Raw genomic sequence first — 18,420 nt, forward strand, 5'->3', positions numbered from 1 at the left:
AAAAATAGAATGTTCAAAAGAATACCAAACTACATAAAGTATATTTTCACACATCTTTCTTTTCTTTTTCTTTTCATATTTTTATTTAGAATTTTATTCTATTTTCTATTTTCAGAATTAGACAATATTTCAACTAACGAAGTTAAAATAGGGTTTTCTTTAGGTGCTCGTTTCGATTTAAAATTAGCTGTTATTACAATTTTTCCTATTGCTATATTGGTTTTAATTACAAACTATAAATTTTTAAGCAAAAAAAATTATAAAATAATTGCAAATATTTATTTTACAATAGCTTATGTAATTCTAACATTATTCTTTTTATTTGATTTTGGATACTATGATTATTTAAACATAAGGTTAGACGCTTCTTCTCTTCGATTTTTAAGTAACTTAAAAATTTCTGGTCAGGTTTTAGTAGAAAGCTACCCTATTTATAAAGGTTTAATTGGATTATTGTTACTTGGTATTGCTGTTTTTGGGCTTTCTAAATTTATTTACAAATCATTTACAAATCAAAAAACTTTAATTACTACTAAAGTTAAATCACTCTATTTTATCGGAACATTCTTAATTCTTTCTTTCGGAATTTATAATAGTTTCACTCACTATCCTCTTCGCTGGAGTCAAGCTTTTTTTTCTAAAAATAATGCAGTAAATCAATTTACTTTAAATCCTGTTTTATATTTTTTCGATAGTTTTGCTTACAGAAGTGAAGGCGTAAATATGAAAGAATTTAACAAATATTACCCTTTAATTTCTAACCACTTAAAATTACCAAAAGATTCTATTTCATTTTCTAGAAAAGTAAATTTTGAAACAACTTTTAAAGAGAAACCAAATGTAATTATTGTTATGTTAGAATCTGTTGGTGTTAAACCAATGAGCTATTATGGTAACCCAATAAATAGCACACCTGTTTTAGATTCTTTACTTCAAAAAAGCATCAGCTTTCCTAATTTTTATGTACATAAATCAGGTACAGCTGCTAGTGTCTTTGCTAGCGTAACAGGTTTACCAGATGTCGAAAATGTTAGAACAGCTTCCAGAAACCCTCTTTTACAAGATCAACGAATACTTTTTGATCAGTTTACAGGTTATGAAAAATTATATTTTTTAGGAGGAAGTGCAAATTGGGCAAACATTAGAAGTATTTTTCAATCGAATATTAAAGGTTTAAAAATTTTTGAAGAAGGAAGTTACGTAACAGAAAACAGAGCAGATGTTTGGGGTATTGATGATTACGAGTTATTTAAAGAATCTAATAAAGAATTAGAAAAACTATCAAAAAAAGGCAAACCATTTATTGCTTATATACAAACAGCAACAAACCATATGCCCTTTACAGTGCCAAATGAAAAAGAAAATTACAAACCTTTAAAAGAAAATGCTATTACAAAAGAGCAACTAGAGAAAAGCGGTTTTAAATCTATGGCTCAACTAAATGCGTTAAGATACCTAGATTTTAATGTGGGTAAATTCTTAGAAAGAGCAAAAAAATCTGGTTATTATGATAATACAATTTTTGCATTTTTTGGAGATCACAATACTGCAATGACTAGAACGGAATTATTCTCTAAAGAATATGATTTAAATATTCAATCACAACATGTACCCTTTTTAATTCACGCACCTAAATATGTAAAGCCAAGAGTTATTAAAAAGAATGGTAAATTAATTGACTTATTTCCAACTTTAATTAGTTTAGCTAAAATAGACCACACAAACTATACTTTAGGAAATAACCTTATAGATAGCACTTACACAAATAGTAATTCTTTTATTTACCTAGGCATTAAAGGTGAACCCGCAGTTGGTATAATTAAAGATAGCCTGTATTATTACAAAACAACAGTTTCTAATACTAATGGTTTATATAATTTAAAAGAAAAATCGCTTAACGATTTAAAAGAAGATTTACCTGTAAAAACAAAAGAATTAGATAGTTTGTTAAATGCTTATTATCATTCTACAAAGTATTTATACTTCAATAATAAAAAAGACTAACTAAATAATCTTTTATCTAACTTATTAAATAAGTAATGATATATAAACGCAAAAAAGGTTCCTATTAAAATACCTACTAGAATATCTATAGGAAAATGAATCCCTAAATACAACCTGCTGTAAGCAAATATTAGAGGAAATAAAATTAAAAAATAAATAAACTTGTAAGCTTCTTTTAATAATAAGATAACAAAAACTGTAAAGAAAGTAGATGTTGTTGCATGACCAGACATAAAACTAAAGCTCTGTGGACTTATAAGTGTTCTTAGTTGATATTTTATAGCAGTATCATTATTCGGTCTTATTCTTTGGATAGAATTCTTTATTAAGTTGGTAAATTGGTCTGAAAAAGCAACTAAAACTATCATCGCTATCAAAACAAGCCCGCCTTTTTTCCATCCGAATTGTTTAAAAATTAGAAAAATAATTAAAAGAAATAAAGGGATCCAGTTTCGTTGATCTGTTACCATCAACCAAAAAGGATCCCAATATTCGTTTCCTAAATTGTTAAGAAAGATTAGTAATTCTTTGTCTTTTTGAATAATATTCATAAAACTAGTTTCCTATTTTTAAAACTTCTACTTCAAAAATCAAATCAGACTTTGCAGGAAAAGGACCAAATTTTGTCTCTCCGAAACCAATAGTGTAAGGTATAAACAATCTTGATTTCTCGCCTTGTCTCATCGTTAAAATCCCTTCTTTTAATCCACTAATCATTGGTCTAGCCTCATCATTCAAATCAAAAACTATAGGTTTACCAACATCACTAGATGATTGCATTCTTGTACCGTCTGCTATATAAAGTGTATAATTTACAGTAACAGCTTTATTAGGATTTACCTTTTTTCCGTTAGTTTCTTTCAATTTTAATATACGTAATCCTGTACCTGTTTTAACTGCCTTAGATTCTTCTTTTTCAATTAAAAATTCTTTTTTAGCTTTTAGATATTTAGCATATCTCTTTTCTTCTAGAATTTTTTCTTGTTCTATTTTTTCTTTTTGAGATTTATTAAAATTTTCAACTTCTCTATCAAAAACTTCTGCGGCATTAAAATTTTCTGCAAAATCACCTATTCTAATAATATCTATAGTTTTTATCGTGTCATTTTGAACAATTTTATTAACTACAACCATTCTTGCAGAATCTATTGCTTTAACTAATTGTAAAGAATCAGAATACTTTTGTTGAAGTTTTTTATATTCAAAAGGATTCACAACAGTTTTACCAAAAACACTGTGTTTACCGTCTAAATGCGGAATTGGTCTATGTGTTATAAAAAATTGACTATTATTTGTTGTGGGACCTCCATTAGCCATAGAAAGTACACCTTGATCATCGTGCTTATATAAAACATCACCATTTTCGTCTCTAGGAAATTCATCTCCAAAAAGATATCCTGCACTTTTTCTACCTTCTGATGTAAAACCACCACCTTGAATTACAAAATTAGGTACAACTCTATGAAAAATAATCCCTTCATAAAAGTTTTTACCTTTTAAAGAATCTACTAATCTGCTATTTGTACCCTCAACTAAAGCCACAAAGTTGGCAACAGTTTTGGGTACATTTTCTGCATGTAATTCTAATAAAATATTTCCTTTATTGGTTTCTATTTCTGCATACAAACCGTTGTCTAAATCTTTGTACTTTTTAGTATTACAAGATGTTAAAACAATCAATAATAAAGAAACTATGAAAAAATTTTTCATTCTATTATTTTAAAACTTCTAATAATTCAATTTCGAAGATTAATGTAGAAAAAGGCTTTATGTTTTCACCTCTTTGTTGCACACCATAAGCTAATTCTTGTGGAATAAAGAATTTATACTTTGCTCCTTCTTTCATTAACTGAACACCTTCTGTCCAACCCTTTATTACTTGGTCTAAACCAAATTCTGCTGGTGTACCTCTATCAACAGAACTATCAAAAACTTTTCCGTCTAAATTAGTACCATGATAGTGCACTTTTACTCTAGAATTAGGTCCTGCTGGTTTTTCTCCTTTACCTTCTTTTAAAACGATGTATTGAATACCACTTTCTGTAGTTTTTACACCGTCTTTATTTTTATTTTCAGCTAAAAATTCTTCACCTGCTTTTTTATTTTCTCCAAATTTAGCCAAAGCTTCCTTTTCTGCTTTTTCTTGCATTTCTTTCATTTGCTCTTGTTGTTTCTTTTGAAAGTAAGTGCTTAAAACTTTTTGAATATCTTTATTTTCTATTAATAAATTTGTAGAATCTAAACCATTTCTAATACCTTGTGCTAATAAATCTTTATCTACTTCACTAAAATTAGATTTTAATTGACCAGACATACTTAAACCAACTGCATAACTAACAGAGTCTAATTCTGTTTTTAAAGAACTAACTTCTTTAACTTGGTTTCCGCAAGAAAACATAGATACTGTAATTGCTACTGCTGCTAAATTTTTTACAATTTTCATTTTTATAATTTATTTAATGTTTATTAATTTTACGTTACTTTTAATTGTTTTATTCATACCTATTTTGTTACCATCTCCTGTAATGCCAAAAGCGTTATAAGACGGAATAACAAATGTAATTGTTTCTCCTATTTTCATCAACTTTATTCCTCTTTGAATTCCAGAAATAAAATCTTCTTTATCTACTCTGTAGGTTTTTAATCCTAACTCTTCTTTAGAATAAATTATTGAGTCGTTTAAACCACTAATATCATATTCTATTTCTACTATATCACCAGTTTTTGGTGTAATTGTGTCGGTAAAATTTTTGTTCTTATAAGTATACCAAAATCCGTTAGATGAATTTTGATAAACCTTAAGAGAATCTTTCTTTATAAATGCTAAAATCTGTTCTTCTTCATATTTTACCATTTTTTTTGCAGTTTCTATATTGTTTTGAAATATAGTTGTACTCGCTTTCGGGTTAATTGGCCTTCTTGGTTGTGGTTTAGAACAACTTAAAATTAGTAATAAGAAAATAATAAAATAGAAATTAGTCTTCATAAGAGGTGTTTAATTCACTTTTATATTTTGGTAACAAGCCTTTAAATTCTTCAATGATTTCTTCTATCGATCCAGAAAACCTTCCTCCTGCTGCATTGTCATGTCCGCCACCATCAAAATGATTTCTAGCAAATTTGTTTACAGAAAACTTCCCTTTAGATCTAAATGAAATTTTAATAATATTTTGTTCTTTATCTTCTATAAAAATTGCCGCAAAAATTATTCCTTTTAAAGATAAAGCATAATTAACAACACCTTCTGTGTCTCCTTTCTGAAAATCAAACTTTTTCTTTTCGTCTTCTGTTAACGTTATAAAAGCTGTCTTAAATTCAGGTAAAATTTGCAGGTTTGTAAGTGCTTGCCCTAATAATAATAACCTACCGTAAGAATTAGAATCGTAAACGTTGTTATGTATTTTATCATTTTCTGCTCCTTTGTCTATTAAATTTGCAATAATTCTATGTGTTGTGCTTGTTGTAGATCTAAATCTAAAAGAACCTGTATCTGTCATAATACCAGTATACAAACATGTTGCAATATCTTTATCAATTAGATCTAAATCATTGTTCATTTCGATAAACTGATATACCATTTGACATGTAGAACAAATTGTAACATCAGAATACATATATTTAAAATTATCTGGTTGTTGATGATGATCTATCATTGCAAAATCATTAGGATACTTTTCTAATGTATTTTGCATGTCGCTACCAACCCTGTGGAAAGCATTAAAGTCTAACAAAAATATAATTTCTGATGCATCTATAGCCTTTTTTGATTGTGTATTTTGCCAATCAAAACGATAAGTATTTTTAGAACCAGGCAGCCAATGTAAAAAATCTGGATACTCATTTGGTACAACAACAGTTGGTTTATGACCTTTTTTTTCTAAATAATGTAACAAACCTAAAGTAGAACCCATTGCGTCTCCGTCTGGGTTTCTATGACCAATAATTACAATATTTCTTGGTTCTGATAAAAACGTTTTTAACTCTTCAAATCCTTTTAAAATCATATGTGGCGAATATACAATTTAATAACATTGTTCAAAATAAAAATTAATTTACATTTGTTTAAAACTCAAACCTACTTAAAGTGAAATTTATTATCAAACCTTATTATTTTTTATGTGCTTTTTTTATTTTTTCATGCACATCAACTAACACAATAATCGAAAACGAAACAAACGATTTTACTATTGCTTTTGGTTCTTGTAATAAACAATATCTAGAAAATGTACTTTGGAAAGAAATCAAAAAAAACAAACCTAATTTATGGATTTGGGGTGGAGATAATATTTATGCAGATACGCATAATTTAGAAAAACTTAAAGAAGATTACGCAACCCAAAATAATCAAAATGGGTATTTAGATTTAGTTAAGAATATTCCTGTAATGGCCACTTGGGATGATCATGATTATGGTAAAAACGATAGCGGTGAAGAATCACCCAATAAAGAAGAAGCTCAAAATGCATTCTTAGATTTTTTTAATGTTGATGCGAATGATTCTCGCAGAAATCAAAAAGGGATTTACCACACAGAAACTTTTAAAACGGAAAAAGGTTCTATAAAAGTTTTTACTTTAGACACTCGCTATTTTAGAACTGCATTAACAGACGACAACGATTCGAAAAAAAGATACAAACCAAATACATATGGTAAAGGTACAGTTTTAGGTAAACAACAATGGGAATGGCTAAGTGAAGAACTAAAGAACTCGAAAGCAACCTTTAATATTATTGTTAGTAGTATTCAGGTTTTATCTCAAGAACATGGTTACGAAACCTGGGGTAATTTTCCGCATGAAGTAGATAAATTACAGCAAATAATTAAAGACAGTAAAGCAAAAGGTGTTTTATTACTTTCTGGAGATAGACACATTTCTGAGTTTTCTAAAATAGAAGTTAAAGACTTAAATTATCCTATAATTGATTTTACTTCTAGTGGATTAACTCATTCTTACAAAAATTTTAACGGCGAGAACAATAAAAATAGAGTTCTAAATGTAGTATCTCAAATAAGTTTTGGTGTATTAAAGTTTGATTTTGACTCACATAAAATCACAATGGAAATGCGTGGTAAAAACAATAAATTGTTACAAGATCTTTATCAAATTTACCCATAACTTGCTATTAATATTAAAAAGTGTACTTTTGCAAAAATTTTAAAAATACGATGGCAACAAATAGAACATTTACAATGCTAAAACCAGATGCTGTAGAAAACGGACATACTGGCGCAATCTTAGACAAAATTAATGCTGCAGGATTTAGAATAGTAGCTTTAAAGAAAACTCAAATGACTAAAGCAGACGCAGAAACTTTTTATGCTGTGCATAACGAGCGTCCGTTTTTTGGTGAATTAGTTGAATTTATGACTCGTGGACCAATTGTAGCTGCGATTTTAGAAAAAGACAATGCAGTAGAAGACTTTAGAACTTTAATTGGTGCTACAAACCCTGCAGATGCAGCAGAAGGAACAATTAGAAAATTATATGCAACTTCTATGGGAGAAAATGCTGTACATGGTTCTGATTCTGATGAAAATGCAGAAATTGAAGGAAACTTTCACTTTTCTGGAAGAGAGCAATTTTAATAAGAATTTTTAGAAATTCTTAGTCTAAAAATATATTTAGAAAACTCGTAACTTAATTGTTACGAGTTTTTTTTATACCAAAACTACTTTAGAAATTACATCTTCACCTATTTCTTCATTTAACATTTTAGCAATTTTATCTTTACCATAACTCAATTCTTCTCTTAAAACAGAAGAAGTCAATTGCACAACAAGCGTTTTATTTTGTAATTTAACAGACGTTGTATGATTTGCAACTCCTGGTCCCATCATTTTGGTCCAAGATTCTTCAATTTTAATCTTTTGCATTCCTTTTGTCAAATTATTTTCCTTGATAAAAAGTTGCATTAAATCTTCTATAGAAAAAGAATCATTTTCTCTTTTAGACATTATAGTTTAAATATTTGATATGGTTTATTACTTTGTTTCACGATGTTTTCTGTTCTTTCTGAATGTGTATCTGTTATAAAAATTTGACCGAATTCATCATTATTAACCAAATTAATAATTTGTAATACTCTACTTTCATCTAATTTATCAAAAATATCATCTAACAATAAAATTGGTGTTACGCTAGCTTGTTGCTTTATAAACTCGAACTGTGCAAATTTTAAAGCTATTAAATAAGACTTTTGCTGCCCTTGAGAACCAAATTTTTTAATAGGATAATTTCCTATTTCAAAACTTAAATCATCTTTATGTATACCAGCTGTAGTATACTGTATTATTTTATCTTTATCTAAAGATTTCTGAAATAATTCTTTCAAAGAATAATCATGTAACTGACTTTTATAAACTAAGTTTACATGCTCTTTGTCATCAGAAATTATTTGATATTTCTCATTAAAGATAGGAATAAACTTCTCTAAAAAAGCTTTTCTAACCTCATAAATTCTTGAACCATACTCACATAATTGCTCATCATATACATTTAAATTTAATGCATCAAAAATTCGATTAGCCGCAAAGTATTTTAATAAGGCATTTCTTTGACTCAATATTTTATTATACGCAATTAGGTCTTTTAAATAACTTTTATTTTGTTGCGAAATAACACCATCTATAAATTTTCTTCTTGTATCACTTCCTTCTGTAACTAAATCTCTATCTGCAGGCGAAATTATAACCAAAGGTAATTGTCCAATATGATCAGAAAACTTCTCATAATTTTTACCATTCCTTTTTAAAACCTTCTTTTGCCCTTTTTTTAAACTGCAAACAATCTTTTCATTTCTGTCGTTTAAATTGTAATCTCCTTCGATCATAAAAAAAGATTCTCCATGTCTAATATTTTGCGTTGCGACAGAATTAAAGTAACTTTTTGCAAAAGACAAATAATAAATAGCATCTAAAACATTTGTTTTACCAACACCATTATTACCAACAAAACAATTTATTTTTTGCTGAAAATCAAAAGATTGCGATTCGATATTTTTAAAATTAACTAAAGAAAGTTTTTGTAAATACATGAATAAGTTTTGTTCTTTAAAAAGAATTGCAAATTATTGAAAATTTTGCGAAATATGTGCTTTTAAAATCCAATTAAAAAAACTATTTTTGTCGCCACTAATTTTAAACTAAGCATGGCTACATACAAGAAAAAATATAAACCAGAAGGTAAAAAAGAGCAACAACAATTTGATGATTCTGAATATGAAACAGCAGGAGTTTTAAACACTTTAGACGAAACTGCTTCTAAATCTGAACAATGGATCGAAAAAAATAGCAAACCGTTATTTTATTCTTTAATTGCAGTAGTTGTTTTATTTTTAGCTTACTTAGGGTATAACAACTATATTTCTGAACCAAATGAATTAGAGGCTTCTAATGAATTAGCTTTTCCTAGAAAATATTACGACATGGCTTCTACTGCCGGTTCTGGTATCGACTCTTTATTAACCTTAGGTTTAGAAGGTGCAGATGGTAAATATGGTTTTTTAGACATTGCAGATTCTTATAGCGGAACAAACGCAGGAAATTTAGCAAATTATTATGCAGGTGTTTCTTATTTAGAAATGAAGCAATATGATAAAGCAATCGATCATTTAGAAAAATTTAATTCTGATGATGAAATGTTAGGACCTATTACTTTAGGTGCTGTTGGAGATGCTTTTGCTGATATCAATCAACCTGAACAAGCTTTAGAATACTACGAAAAAGCAGCAAATAAAAAAGATAACGAATTTACAACTCCTTTGTTTTTATATAAAGCTGGTATGACTGCAATGGAATTAAAGAAATTTGACAAAGCAACTTCTTTATTTACAAAAATAAAAGACAATTATCCAACATCAGATCAAGGTCTTAATGTTGATAAATTTATAAATGCTGCAAAATACTCAGAACAATAGTTCGAAGTAATAACAGTAACAATTTGCAGTAAGTAGTTTTATTTATACTGCATACTTAAACTGAATACTGACTTAAATGGCAACAACAAACTTATCTTATTACGATAAAGCTACAATCCCAAATGCGAAATCTTTTCGATTTGGGATTGTTGTTTCTGAATGGAATCCAGAAATTACAAAAAATTTACAAAAAGGTGCAATAGAAACTTTATTAGATTGTGGTACTTCTAAAGAAAACATCATTTCTTGGGATGTTCCTGGAAGTTTCGAATTAGTTTATGGTTGCAAAAAAATGATTGAATCTGAACAAGTAGATGCAATTATTGCAATTGGTAATGTTATACAAGGTGAAACTAAACATTTCGATTTTGTGTGTGAAGGTGTTACACAAGGTATTGTAGATTTAAACATTAAATATGATGTACCTGTAATTTTTTGTGTTTTAACAGACAATACAAAGCAACAATCTATTGATAGATCTGGTGGTAAATTAGGCAATAAAGGTATAGAATGTGCTGTTGCTGCAATAAAAATGGCAGCTATAAAAAATAGCGACCGTAAAAGTGAAAGCATAGGTTTTTAAGAATTGTTTTAACATCATTTTTAGTAAGTTTCCTTTAATTTAATTAAATTTGGAATCCTTTTTCAATTGGTATGAAAATTGATTTACACTAAAATCTATTCATCAATTATTACTAAAATTATGGGATTTCTAAAAAGAACAAATAAAAAATTTGATTATCAACCTCGCTATTATAAAGGAGAGGGAAACCCTTTTAAAATAGAACACAAATTAGATCAGTTTAGAACAACTGCCGGAAAAAATAAAAATCTTAAAGGTAAGTTTCATGATGCTATTGGAGATTTAAAAAATTCTGATAAGAAAACAAATAGAACTTTAATTATTATAATTTCTATTTTAGTTTTAATTTTTCTTTATATAATAGACTTCGACTTATCTATATTCATAAATAAATAATGTCTGATATTATTCAACTTTTACCAGATCATGTAGCAAATCAAATTGCTGCAGGAGAAGTGGTACAACGTCCTGCATCTGTAGTTAAAGAGTTACTAGAAAATGCAATAGACGCTGGTGCAACAAATATAAAATTACTAATTAAAGATGCAGGAAAAACTTTAATACAAGTAATTGATGATGGTAAAGGCATGAGTACTACAGATGCAAGAATGAGTTTTGAACGTCATGCAACTTCAAAAATTCAGAAAGCAGAAGATTTATTTAATTTAAACACAAAAGGTTTTAGAGGTGAGGCTTTGGCTTCTATTGCTGCTATTGCGCACGTAGAATTAAAAACAAAACCTAAAGGAGAAGAACTTGGTACTTGTATAAAAATTGAAGGAAGTAAAATAATTTCACAAGATTTTATTTCTACAGGTGAAGGAACCAGTTTAGCTGTTAAAAATCTATTTTATAACATTCCTGCTAGAAGAAATTTTTTAAAATCAGATACGGTAGAAACACGTCATATAATAGACGAATTTCAAAGAGTAGCTTTAGCACATTCTAATATTTCTTTTTTATTACATCATAATAACAATGAGGTTTATCATCTTAAAAGCGGAAATCTAAGACAAAGAATAGTGGCTGTTTTTGGTGCTAAAATGAATGAAAAATTAGTTCCTATAGATGAAAAAACAGATATTGTTGCTATTGAGGGTTTTGTAGCAAAACCCGAATTTTCTAAAAGAAAAAGAGGCGAACAATTCTTTTTTGTAAATAACAGATTTATTAAAAGTTCTTATTTAAACCATGCAGTAGTTAGTGCTTTTGATGGTTTAATAGAACAAGGTTCGCATCCCTCCTATTTTTTGTATTTACAAGTGCCGGCAAATACAATAGATATAAACATTCATCCAACTAAGACGGAAATTAAGTTTGATAATGAGAAGGCGCTTTATGCAATGCTAAGAGCAACTGTTAAACATAGTTTAGGCCAATACAATGTAGCACCTGTTTTAGATTTTAATAGAGATGCAAATCTAGATACACCGTACAATTTTAAATCTAGCACTAAAACTGCTACAGTACCAACCATATCGGTTAATCCAGATTTTAATCCTTTTAAAGAAGAACAAAATACACAACCAAACTTTAATTATAAAAGAGAAAAACAAACAGAAAGTTGGGAATCTTTATATACGAATATAGAGAGCACAGAAACTAAAAAAACAGAAAGTTTATTTGAACAAGTTGAAGAAGAAAAAACTCAAAAGACGTTTCAAATACAACGAAAATATGTAATGAGTTTGATTAAATCTGGTGTTGTTTTAATCAATCAATCTTTGGCACACCAAAGAGTTTTATACGAACAATTTTTAGAAAGCATTACCGTAAAAGAAGCAAATAGTCAACAATTACTATTTCCTGTAAAAATTTCGTTTTCATCAGCAGAAATAGAAATGATTTATACTATAAAAACGGAATTAGAAAATGCTGGTTTTTCTTTTGATGAATTTACAAAAGATAGTGTTACAATTAAAGGAATACCAGTTTCTGTAACAGAAAGTAAAATAACAATTATTCTAGAAGAATTGTTAAATGATATTAATTTAGAAGTACCAGACGCTAGTTTTAGTCATTTTGACGTGATGGCAAAATCTTTTGCTAAAACCTTATCTATTAAAACGGGTACACTTCTATCTGAAAAAGAACAAGAAAGTCTGGTAAACAACTTGTTTTCTTGTAAAGAACCAACAATTTCTCCGTTTGGAAAAGCTACTTTTAAAACACTAACTTTAAATCAAATAGATAATTTATTTAATAGCTAATTATGAATAAGATTACAGACGGGATTAAACATCTAATTATAATAAATGTTATTTTATTTATAGCACCACAATTTTTAAAATTAGACCTTACAAATGTTTTAGCACTGCACTTCCCTAAAAATAGTCATTTTGGGTTTTGGCAATATTTAACTCATATGTTTATGCATGCTAGCTTTCCGCACATTTTATTTAATATGTATGGTTTATGGGCTTTTGGTACACCGTTAGAACAAATGTGGGGCAAAAAGAAATTTTTATTCTTTTATTTTTCTGCAGGTTTAGGTGCTGGTTTAATCTATACACTTGTAAACTATTATCAATTTAACGGAATTTATGATTTATTTATAAATGCTGGTTTAAATAATGCAGATATAATTTCTATTTTAGAAAAAGGTTCTACTGCTGGTTTTAATGTTAATGCAGCGATAACACAAGCTCAGTTTGATAAAATTTATTCTTTATACCACATGCCTGCAGTTGGAGCATCTGGTGCTGTTTACGGTGTTTTAGTTGCTTTTGGATTATATTTTAAAGATGCAAAATTAGCCTTGTTATTCTTTCCGGTTCCAATTGCCGCTAAATACTTTATTCCTTTAATGATTTTAGGAGATTTATTTTTTGGCATGACAAACTATTCTGTTGGTAGTGTTGCTCATTTTGCACATATTGGTGGTGCATTAATAGGTTTTATAATTGCATACTATTGGAAAAAAAATCAATTTAAAATTTCGTAATGAGTTTTATAGACAACTTAAAATACAAGTATAAATCTGGAAATATCATAGAAAAACTAATCTATATAAATATAGGTGTTTTTCTATTTACACTTATTTTAAAGGTGTTTTCTGGCTTGTATAAAAGTAATCAGAATTTTGTATTCGAATGGTTTTCTTTAGATAATAATTTAAACATTTTTATATCAAGACCTTGGTCTATTATTTCTTACGGATTTTTACACGCAGATTTTATTCATTTGCTTTTTAATATGATAACATTGTATTTTATAGGCAATCTTTTTGTTGAATATTTCACACAAAAACAAGCACTTTCATTTTATATTTTAGGTACATTATTTGGTGGATTATTTTTTATATTGAGTCAAAATTATTTTCCTTTATTTGATGGTGACTCTTCTAGATTAGTTGGTGCATCTGCCGGAGTATCAGCTATATTTATTGGTATAGTTACTTACATGCCAAATTATCAAATAAAAATACCTTTGTTAGGCTTTTTAAAATTATGGCATTTAGCTGTAATTTGGTTAGCTTTTGATTTTATTGGATTAATTGGTAACAATGCTGGTGGTAGTTTTTCTCATCTTGGTGGTAGCTTATTGGGCTTTTTATATGTAAGACAAGCAAGTAATAGGCAAATAAATTTTTCTGAAATGTTTTCTTCAATATTTCAAAAAAAAGAAAAGAAATTAAAAACTGTTTACAATTCTAACAAAACTAAAAACACAAAATCTAAACCAAATAACCTTAACCAAAAGCAGATAGACCAAATTTTAGATAAAATTAGTAAATCTGGTTACGACACTTTAACAAAGCAAGAAAAAGAGTTTTTATTTAAACAAGGAAAAAAATAATATGAAAAACTTATCTTTTTTAGACAAAGCTCTTTATTTATTGAACTCTCTTGCAGCAACATTATTGCTACTTTCTTACTTGCTACCATTTATATCACCTAGTGTAGTACCTGTTTTTGCTATTTTAAGTTTATTTGTTCCTTTTTTACTTATTATAAATCTAGTATTTGTTATTTATTGGTTATTAAAACTTAAACGACAGTTTTTAATATCAATAATAGTTTTAATTGTCGGTTGGCTTTTTACACCTCCTTTTTACAAAATTTCAAGCAATAATTCATCTTTAAATTCCGATTTAAAAATTATGAGTTATAATGTAAAAGCATTCGATTTATTTACAAAAGCAAAAGACAGCAATAATTTTTCTAATGGTTTTGATTTTATTTCTGACAAAAATCCAGACATTTTAGTTATTCAAGAATATTATAAATCTAAAAAGAATAAATTATCTTTTCCTTACAAATACATCAAACTTAGATCAAAAAAGAGTCAATATGGGTTGGCAATTTATTCGAAATATAAAATTGTAAATTCAGGTTCGCTAGATTTAGATAGTAAAGGGAATAATATAATTTTTGCAGATATACTTAAAAATAAAGATACTATTAGAGTTTATAATGTTCATTTTGAATCTCTAAGAATAAAACCTAACGAGGAAAACTTTGGTGAAGAAAATTCAGAAAAATTAATAAAAAGAGTTTCAAATTCATTTAAAAAACAAGCAGAACAAGCTAATATTTTTTTAGCGCATGAAAAACAATGGACTGGGAAAAAAATTATTAGTGGCGATTTTAACAATACTTCTTATTCATGGATGTACCATCAAATATTAGAAGATAAAAAAGACGCATTTATAGAAGCTGGCAAAGGCTTTGGTAAGTCTTTTTCTTATTGGTTTCCGTTAAGAATCGATTTTATTTTAACAGATAAAAATGCCATCGTCAATCAATTTTTAACTTTAGAAAATAAAAACTCAGACCACTTCCCTATTCTATCAAAAATTAATTGGAAAGATTAAGTAAATTAGCCAAATCTAAATAAAGTAATTTACGCAACCACTATGATCAAAACAGATGTTTGTATTATTGGTGCTGGTCCTTCTGGTGCAAGTACATCTTTGACTTTATCAAAGATGAAAATACCACATTATATTATAGATAAATCTACTTTTCCTAGAGATAAGACTTGCGGAGATGGATTAATTTTATACGCATACAAAGCTTTACGTTTACTCGATGAAGGTTTATTTTCAAAATTTTTAAATCATCCTAAATTCATACATAGCAAAAACATTAAATTACATATAAACAGCAAGTTAAGTATTAATTTTAAGGAAAGTGAAGATCGAAACATGGTAATAACCTATGCAAAAAGATACGATTTTGATTACTTTTTGGTAAATAATCTTTCTAAAAAATATGCTTCTTTAGATTTTGGTAATGGCGTTAAGAACATATCAGAACTTAAAGACGGTGTGCTCATCAAACTAAAAGATGGTAAAGAAATTTTAAGTAAAATTGTTATTGGTGCAGATGGTGTAAACTCAATTGTTGCTAGAAAACTAGCAGGTAATAAAATTCAAAAAAATTTAACTTCTACATTTGTAAACGGTTATTTTAAAAACGTAATTAACTTACCTAAAACCAACGAAGCTGAAATAAGGATTATTTATAAAAAAATCCCCTTATTCTTTTACATTTTTCCTCTTGCTGATGGCTCTGTAAATATAAGTTTGGGCGGAAATGCAAAATTGATATTGAAACATAATATTAATTTGGTTGAAGAAGTTGAAACTATAATTAGAAGTCATCCAAAGGTTGCATATAAATTTATAAATGCGATTAAAATTGATTCATGGCGAGGATGGAGTATTCCATATAACTTTGGTAAAAATAAAGTGTATGGAAATCGATTTATGTTGGTTGGTGATGCCGCAGGTTTAACAAACCCTTTTTACAAAGAAGGTGTAGGAACAGGCATGATGTCTGGTATCATTTGTGCACAATCTATTGAGGCTAGTTTAAAAAATAATAACTTTAGTGCAATTTTTTTAGCAACTTATGCTAAAAATTTAAATAATGAATTTGGCAGATTGTTAAAGTTTAGTCGTTTAATGTTAAAAGCAACACAGTTTAAATTTCTGTTTGGCGCAATAACTTATTTGTTGAAAAATAAAATTGAATTAAAAGCAACAAAAGTTATTAAAAGAAAAAGTTATTAGTTTTCAAAACCATATTCTCTTTCAACTTTACAAATACGTAAACGATATTTCTTGTACCATTTACTTCTACCTAATTCTCTAGCTTCTATATGTTCTACATTATTTTTCCAAGCAGTAATAGCCTCTAAAGAACTCCAATAAGATACAGTAACGCCAATACTATTTCTAGCAGATTCAACACCCAAATAACCAGGTTGTTTTTTTGCTAACAACTCCATTTTATTTGCTATTGCTTCATAACCTTCTACATTATCTGTTAGAATAGTAGAAAAAACAACAGCATAATAGGGTGTTTTTAAATTATCTATTATCATTATACTCTTTAAATTGTAACATCAAAAATATATTTAAAAAATTAAAAAACAATTAATTGTGTTAAAATAAAAATGTAATTTGAAGTTAATGAATAGCTTACAATTTTACTTCTTAACCATTTATTAATATCTAATCTTTCCATTTTAAAAATCATCAATAAAATCGTACTTTTGCATTTGCAAAAATCATAAAAATGGTCGCAGAAAAAAAGGTAGCTTTTTATACTTTAGGTTGTAAACTTAACTTCTCTGAAACATCTACAATAGCTAGAAATTTTGTAAATGAAGGATTTGAACGTGTAGAGTTTGAAGAAAAAGCAGATGTATATGTAATTAATACATGTTCAGTTACAGACAATGCAGATAAACGTTTTAAATCTATCGTAAAAAATGCCTTAAAGAAAAATGATGAAGCTTTTTTAATAGCTGTTGGTTGTTACGCGCAACTAAAACCAGAAGAATTAGCTGCAGTAGATGGTGTAGATTTAGTTCTTGGCGCTACAGAAAAATTTAATGTTACTTCTTACATTAATGATTTAACAAAAAATAATGTAGGAGAAGTACACTCATGTGAAATTTCTGATGCAGATTTTTATGTGGGTTCTTATTCTATTGGAGACAGAACAAGAGCATTTTTAAAAGTTCAAGACGGTTGCGATTATAAATGTACTTATTGTACTATACCACTCGCAAGAGGAATCTCTAGAAGTGATACCTTAGAAAATGTAATTTCTAACGCAAAAGAAATTTCTTCTAAAGGTATTAAAGAAATTGTTTTAACTGGTGTAAATATTGGTGATTATGGTAAAGGTGAGTTTGGTAACAAAAAGCATGAACATACCTTTTTAGAACTTGTTAAAGAACTAGATAAAGTAGATGGAATTCATCGTTTAAGAATCTCATCCATAGAGCCAAATTTATTAAAAGATGAGACTATAGATTTTGTTTCTAAATCTTCTTCTTTTGTACCTCATTTTCATATTCCTTTACAATCTGGTAGTGATGTTTTATTAAACAAAATGAAACGTAGATACTTAACAAATACATATACAAACAGAGTTACTCGCATTAAAGAAGTAATGCCAAATGCCTGTATTGGTGTAGATGTTATTGTAGGTTTTCCTGGTGAAACAGAAGAATTGTTTTTAGAAACCTATAATTATTTAAACGAAATGGATATTTCGTACTTACATGTTTTTACCTATTCTGAAAGACCAAATACAGAAGCTGTTGAATTTGATGGAGTTGTACCAAAAAAAGTAAGAGCAAAAAGAAGTAAAATGCTAAGAGGGTTATCTGCAAAAAAGCGCAGAGCTTTTTATGAAACCCAAATAGGTAATACTTTAACTGTTCTATTTGAAAGTGAAAATAAAGAAGGATATATTCATGGTTTTACAGAAAATTACGTAAAAGTTAAAACTCCATGGAATCCGGCATTGGTAAATACACTTCATAAAGTAGTCTTAACTGAAATAGATGAAGACGGTTCTGTAAGATTGGATTTTATAAATCTTTAAGATTAAATTAACATTAAGAAAAAGTAAATTTGGCACTTATTTTGATGCTATTATTTTAAAAAAACAC

The 18,420-nt window shown here is 27.9% G+C and carries 20 protein-coding genes; 12 read left to right on the forward strand and 8 right to left on the reverse strand.

Annotation, left to right across the window (positions count from 1 at the left end; genetic code table 11):
* Positions 1–9: 9 nt before the first annotated feature.
* On the forward strand, positions 10–2,004 hold the full coding sequence (locus ACYPV9_RS05690) for an LTA synthase family protein (protein ID WP_459742229.1): 1,995 nt from the start codon (positions 10–12) through the stop codon (positions 2,002–2,004).
* Here the strand turns inward: ACYPV9_RS05690 and ACYPV9_RS05695 are convergent.
* The 5 genes from ACYPV9_RS05695 to ACYPV9_RS05715 are packed head-to-tail and all read right to left on the reverse strand — an operon-like array spanning position 2,001 to position 6,008.
* A complete protein-coding gene (locus ACYPV9_RS05695; RefSeq protein WP_299060042.1) occupies positions 2,001–2,555 on the reverse strand; it encodes a phosphatase PAP2 family protein in 555 nt (184 codons plus the stop codon). The genes ACYPV9_RS05690 and ACYPV9_RS05695 overlap by 4 nt on opposite strands.
* A gap of 4 nt (positions 2,556–2,559) precedes the next feature.
* The gene (locus ACYPV9_RS05700) at positions 2,560–3,714 is read right to left on the reverse strand and encodes a peptidylprolyl isomerase (RefSeq protein ID WP_299060040.1); all 1,155 of its coding nucleotides are present in this window, start codon (positions 3,712–3,714) and stop codon (positions 2,560–2,562) included.
* Between the two features lie 4 nt (positions 3,715–3,718).
* The gene (locus ACYPV9_RS05705; RefSeq protein ID WP_299060038.1) at positions 3,719–4,447 is read right to left on the reverse strand and encodes an FKBP-type peptidyl-prolyl cis-trans isomerase; all 729 of its coding nucleotides are present in this window, start codon (positions 4,445–4,447) and stop codon (positions 3,719–3,721) included.
* A gap of 9 nt (positions 4,448–4,456) precedes the next feature.
* A complete protein-coding gene (gldI, locus tag ACYPV9_RS05710) occupies positions 4,457–4,990 on the reverse strand; it encodes a gliding motility-associated peptidyl-prolyl isomerase GldI (protein ID WP_459742232.1) in 534 nt (177 codons plus the stop codon).
* Positions 4,980–6,008, reverse strand: coding sequence for a DHH family phosphoesterase (locus ACYPV9_RS05715; protein WP_459742233.1), 1,029 nt, complete (start codon positions 6,006–6,008; stop codon positions 4,980–4,982). The genes gldI and ACYPV9_RS05715 overlap by 11 nt, the downstream gene beginning before the upstream one ends.
* 80 nt (positions 6,009–6,088) lie before the next feature.
* Here ACYPV9_RS05715 and ACYPV9_RS05720 point away from each other — a divergent pair, with 80 nt between their 5' ends.
* Positions 6,089–7,120, forward strand: coding sequence for an alkaline phosphatase D family protein (locus ACYPV9_RS05720; RefSeq protein WP_459742235.1), 1,032 nt, complete (start codon positions 6,089–6,091; stop codon positions 7,118–7,120).
* Between the two features lie 50 nt (positions 7,121–7,170).
* Entirely contained in the window at positions 7,171–7,590 is a 420-nt protein-coding gene (locus tag ACYPV9_RS05725) for a nucleoside-diphosphate kinase (protein WP_299060028.1), read from the forward strand.
* A gap of 72 nt (positions 7,591–7,662) precedes the next feature.
* Here ACYPV9_RS05725 and ACYPV9_RS05730 read toward each other — a convergent pair whose 3' ends face one another.
* Both ACYPV9_RS05730 and recF read right to left on the reverse strand, forming a co-directional pair.
* Positions 7,663–7,959, reverse strand: coding sequence for a DciA family protein (locus tag ACYPV9_RS05730; protein ID WP_299060025.1), 297 nt, complete (start codon positions 7,957–7,959; stop codon positions 7,663–7,665).
* Positions 7,959–9,038 carry a DNA replication/repair protein RecF gene (gene recF, locus ACYPV9_RS05735; protein ID WP_459742237.1) on the reverse strand — a complete coding sequence of 360 codons (1,080 nt, stop codon included), beginning with the start codon at positions 9,036–9,038 and terminating at the stop codon, positions 7,959–7,961. Before recF ends, ACYPV9_RS05730 begins: the two co-directional genes overlap by 1 nt.
* 114 nt (positions 9,039–9,152) lie before the next feature.
* On the opposite strand from recF, the gene ACYPV9_RS05740 reads away from it, so the two are divergent.
* The 8 genes from ACYPV9_RS05740 (at position 9,153) to ACYPV9_RS05775 (ending at position 16,522) form a co-directional block, all read left to right on the forward strand.
* Complete coding sequence (locus ACYPV9_RS05740; protein ID WP_459742239.1) at positions 9,153–9,920, forward strand: tetratricopeptide repeat protein; 768 nt, start codon at positions 9,153–9,155, stop codon at positions 9,918–9,920.
* A 76-nt stretch (positions 9,921–9,996) separates the two neighbouring features.
* A complete protein-coding gene (ribH, locus tag ACYPV9_RS05745; RefSeq protein WP_299060016.1) occupies positions 9,997–10,503 on the forward strand; it encodes a 6,7-dimethyl-8-ribityllumazine synthase in 507 nt (168 codons plus the stop codon).
* Between the two features lie 120 nt (positions 10,504–10,623).
* Entirely contained in the window at positions 10,624–10,899 is a 276-nt protein-coding gene (locus ACYPV9_RS05750; RefSeq protein WP_299060013.1) for a riboflavin synthase subunit beta, read from the forward strand.
* A complete protein-coding gene (gene mutL / locus ACYPV9_RS05755) occupies positions 10,899–12,713 on the forward strand; it encodes a DNA mismatch repair endonuclease MutL (RefSeq protein ID WP_459742241.1) in 1,815 nt (604 codons plus the stop codon). Before ACYPV9_RS05750 ends, mutL begins: the two co-directional genes overlap by 1 nt.
* 2 nt (positions 12,714–12,715) lie before the next feature.
* A complete protein-coding gene (locus ACYPV9_RS05760; RefSeq protein ID WP_299060008.1) occupies positions 12,716–13,447 on the forward strand; it encodes a rhomboid family intramembrane serine protease in 732 nt (243 codons plus the stop codon).
* Entirely contained in the window at positions 13,447–14,301 is an 855-nt protein-coding gene (locus ACYPV9_RS05765; protein WP_459742243.1) for a rhomboid family intramembrane serine protease, read from the forward strand. Before ACYPV9_RS05760 ends, ACYPV9_RS05765 begins: the two co-directional genes overlap by 1 nt.
* 1 nt (position 14,302) lies before the next feature.
* Positions 14,303–15,319 (forward strand): endonuclease/exonuclease/phosphatase family protein, encoded by a 1,017-nt coding sequence (locus tag ACYPV9_RS05770; RefSeq protein ID WP_459742245.1) that lies wholly within the window; start codon positions 14,303–14,305, stop codon positions 15,317–15,319.
* A 42-nt stretch (positions 15,320–15,361) separates the two neighbouring features.
* The gene (locus ACYPV9_RS05775) at positions 15,362–16,522 is read left to right on the forward strand and encodes an FAD-dependent monooxygenase (protein WP_459742247.1); all 1,161 of its coding nucleotides are present in this window, start codon (positions 15,362–15,364) and stop codon (positions 16,520–16,522) included.
* On the opposite strand, the gene ACYPV9_RS05780 is transcribed toward ACYPV9_RS05775, so the two are convergent.
* The gene (locus ACYPV9_RS05780; RefSeq protein WP_459742249.1) at positions 16,519–16,836 is read right to left on the reverse strand and encodes an antibiotic biosynthesis monooxygenase family protein; all 318 of its coding nucleotides are present in this window, start codon (positions 16,834–16,836) and stop codon (positions 16,519–16,521) included. The two genes, ACYPV9_RS05775 and ACYPV9_RS05780, sit on opposite strands and share 4 nt — an antisense overlap.
* 194 nt (positions 16,837–17,030) lie before the next feature.
* Here ACYPV9_RS05780 and mtaB point away from each other — a divergent pair, with 194 nt between their 5' ends.
* Positions 17,031–18,353 carry a tRNA (N(6)-L-threonylcarbamoyladenosine(37)-C(2))-methylthiotransferase MtaB gene (gene mtaB / locus ACYPV9_RS05785; protein WP_299059994.1) on the forward strand — a complete coding sequence of 441 codons (1,323 nt, stop codon included), beginning with the start codon at positions 17,031–17,033 and terminating at the stop codon, positions 18,351–18,353.
* Positions 18,354–18,420: the final 67 nt, after the last annotated feature.

The sequence above is a fragment of the Polaribacter sp. OB-PA-B3 genome (assembly GCF_054589375.1).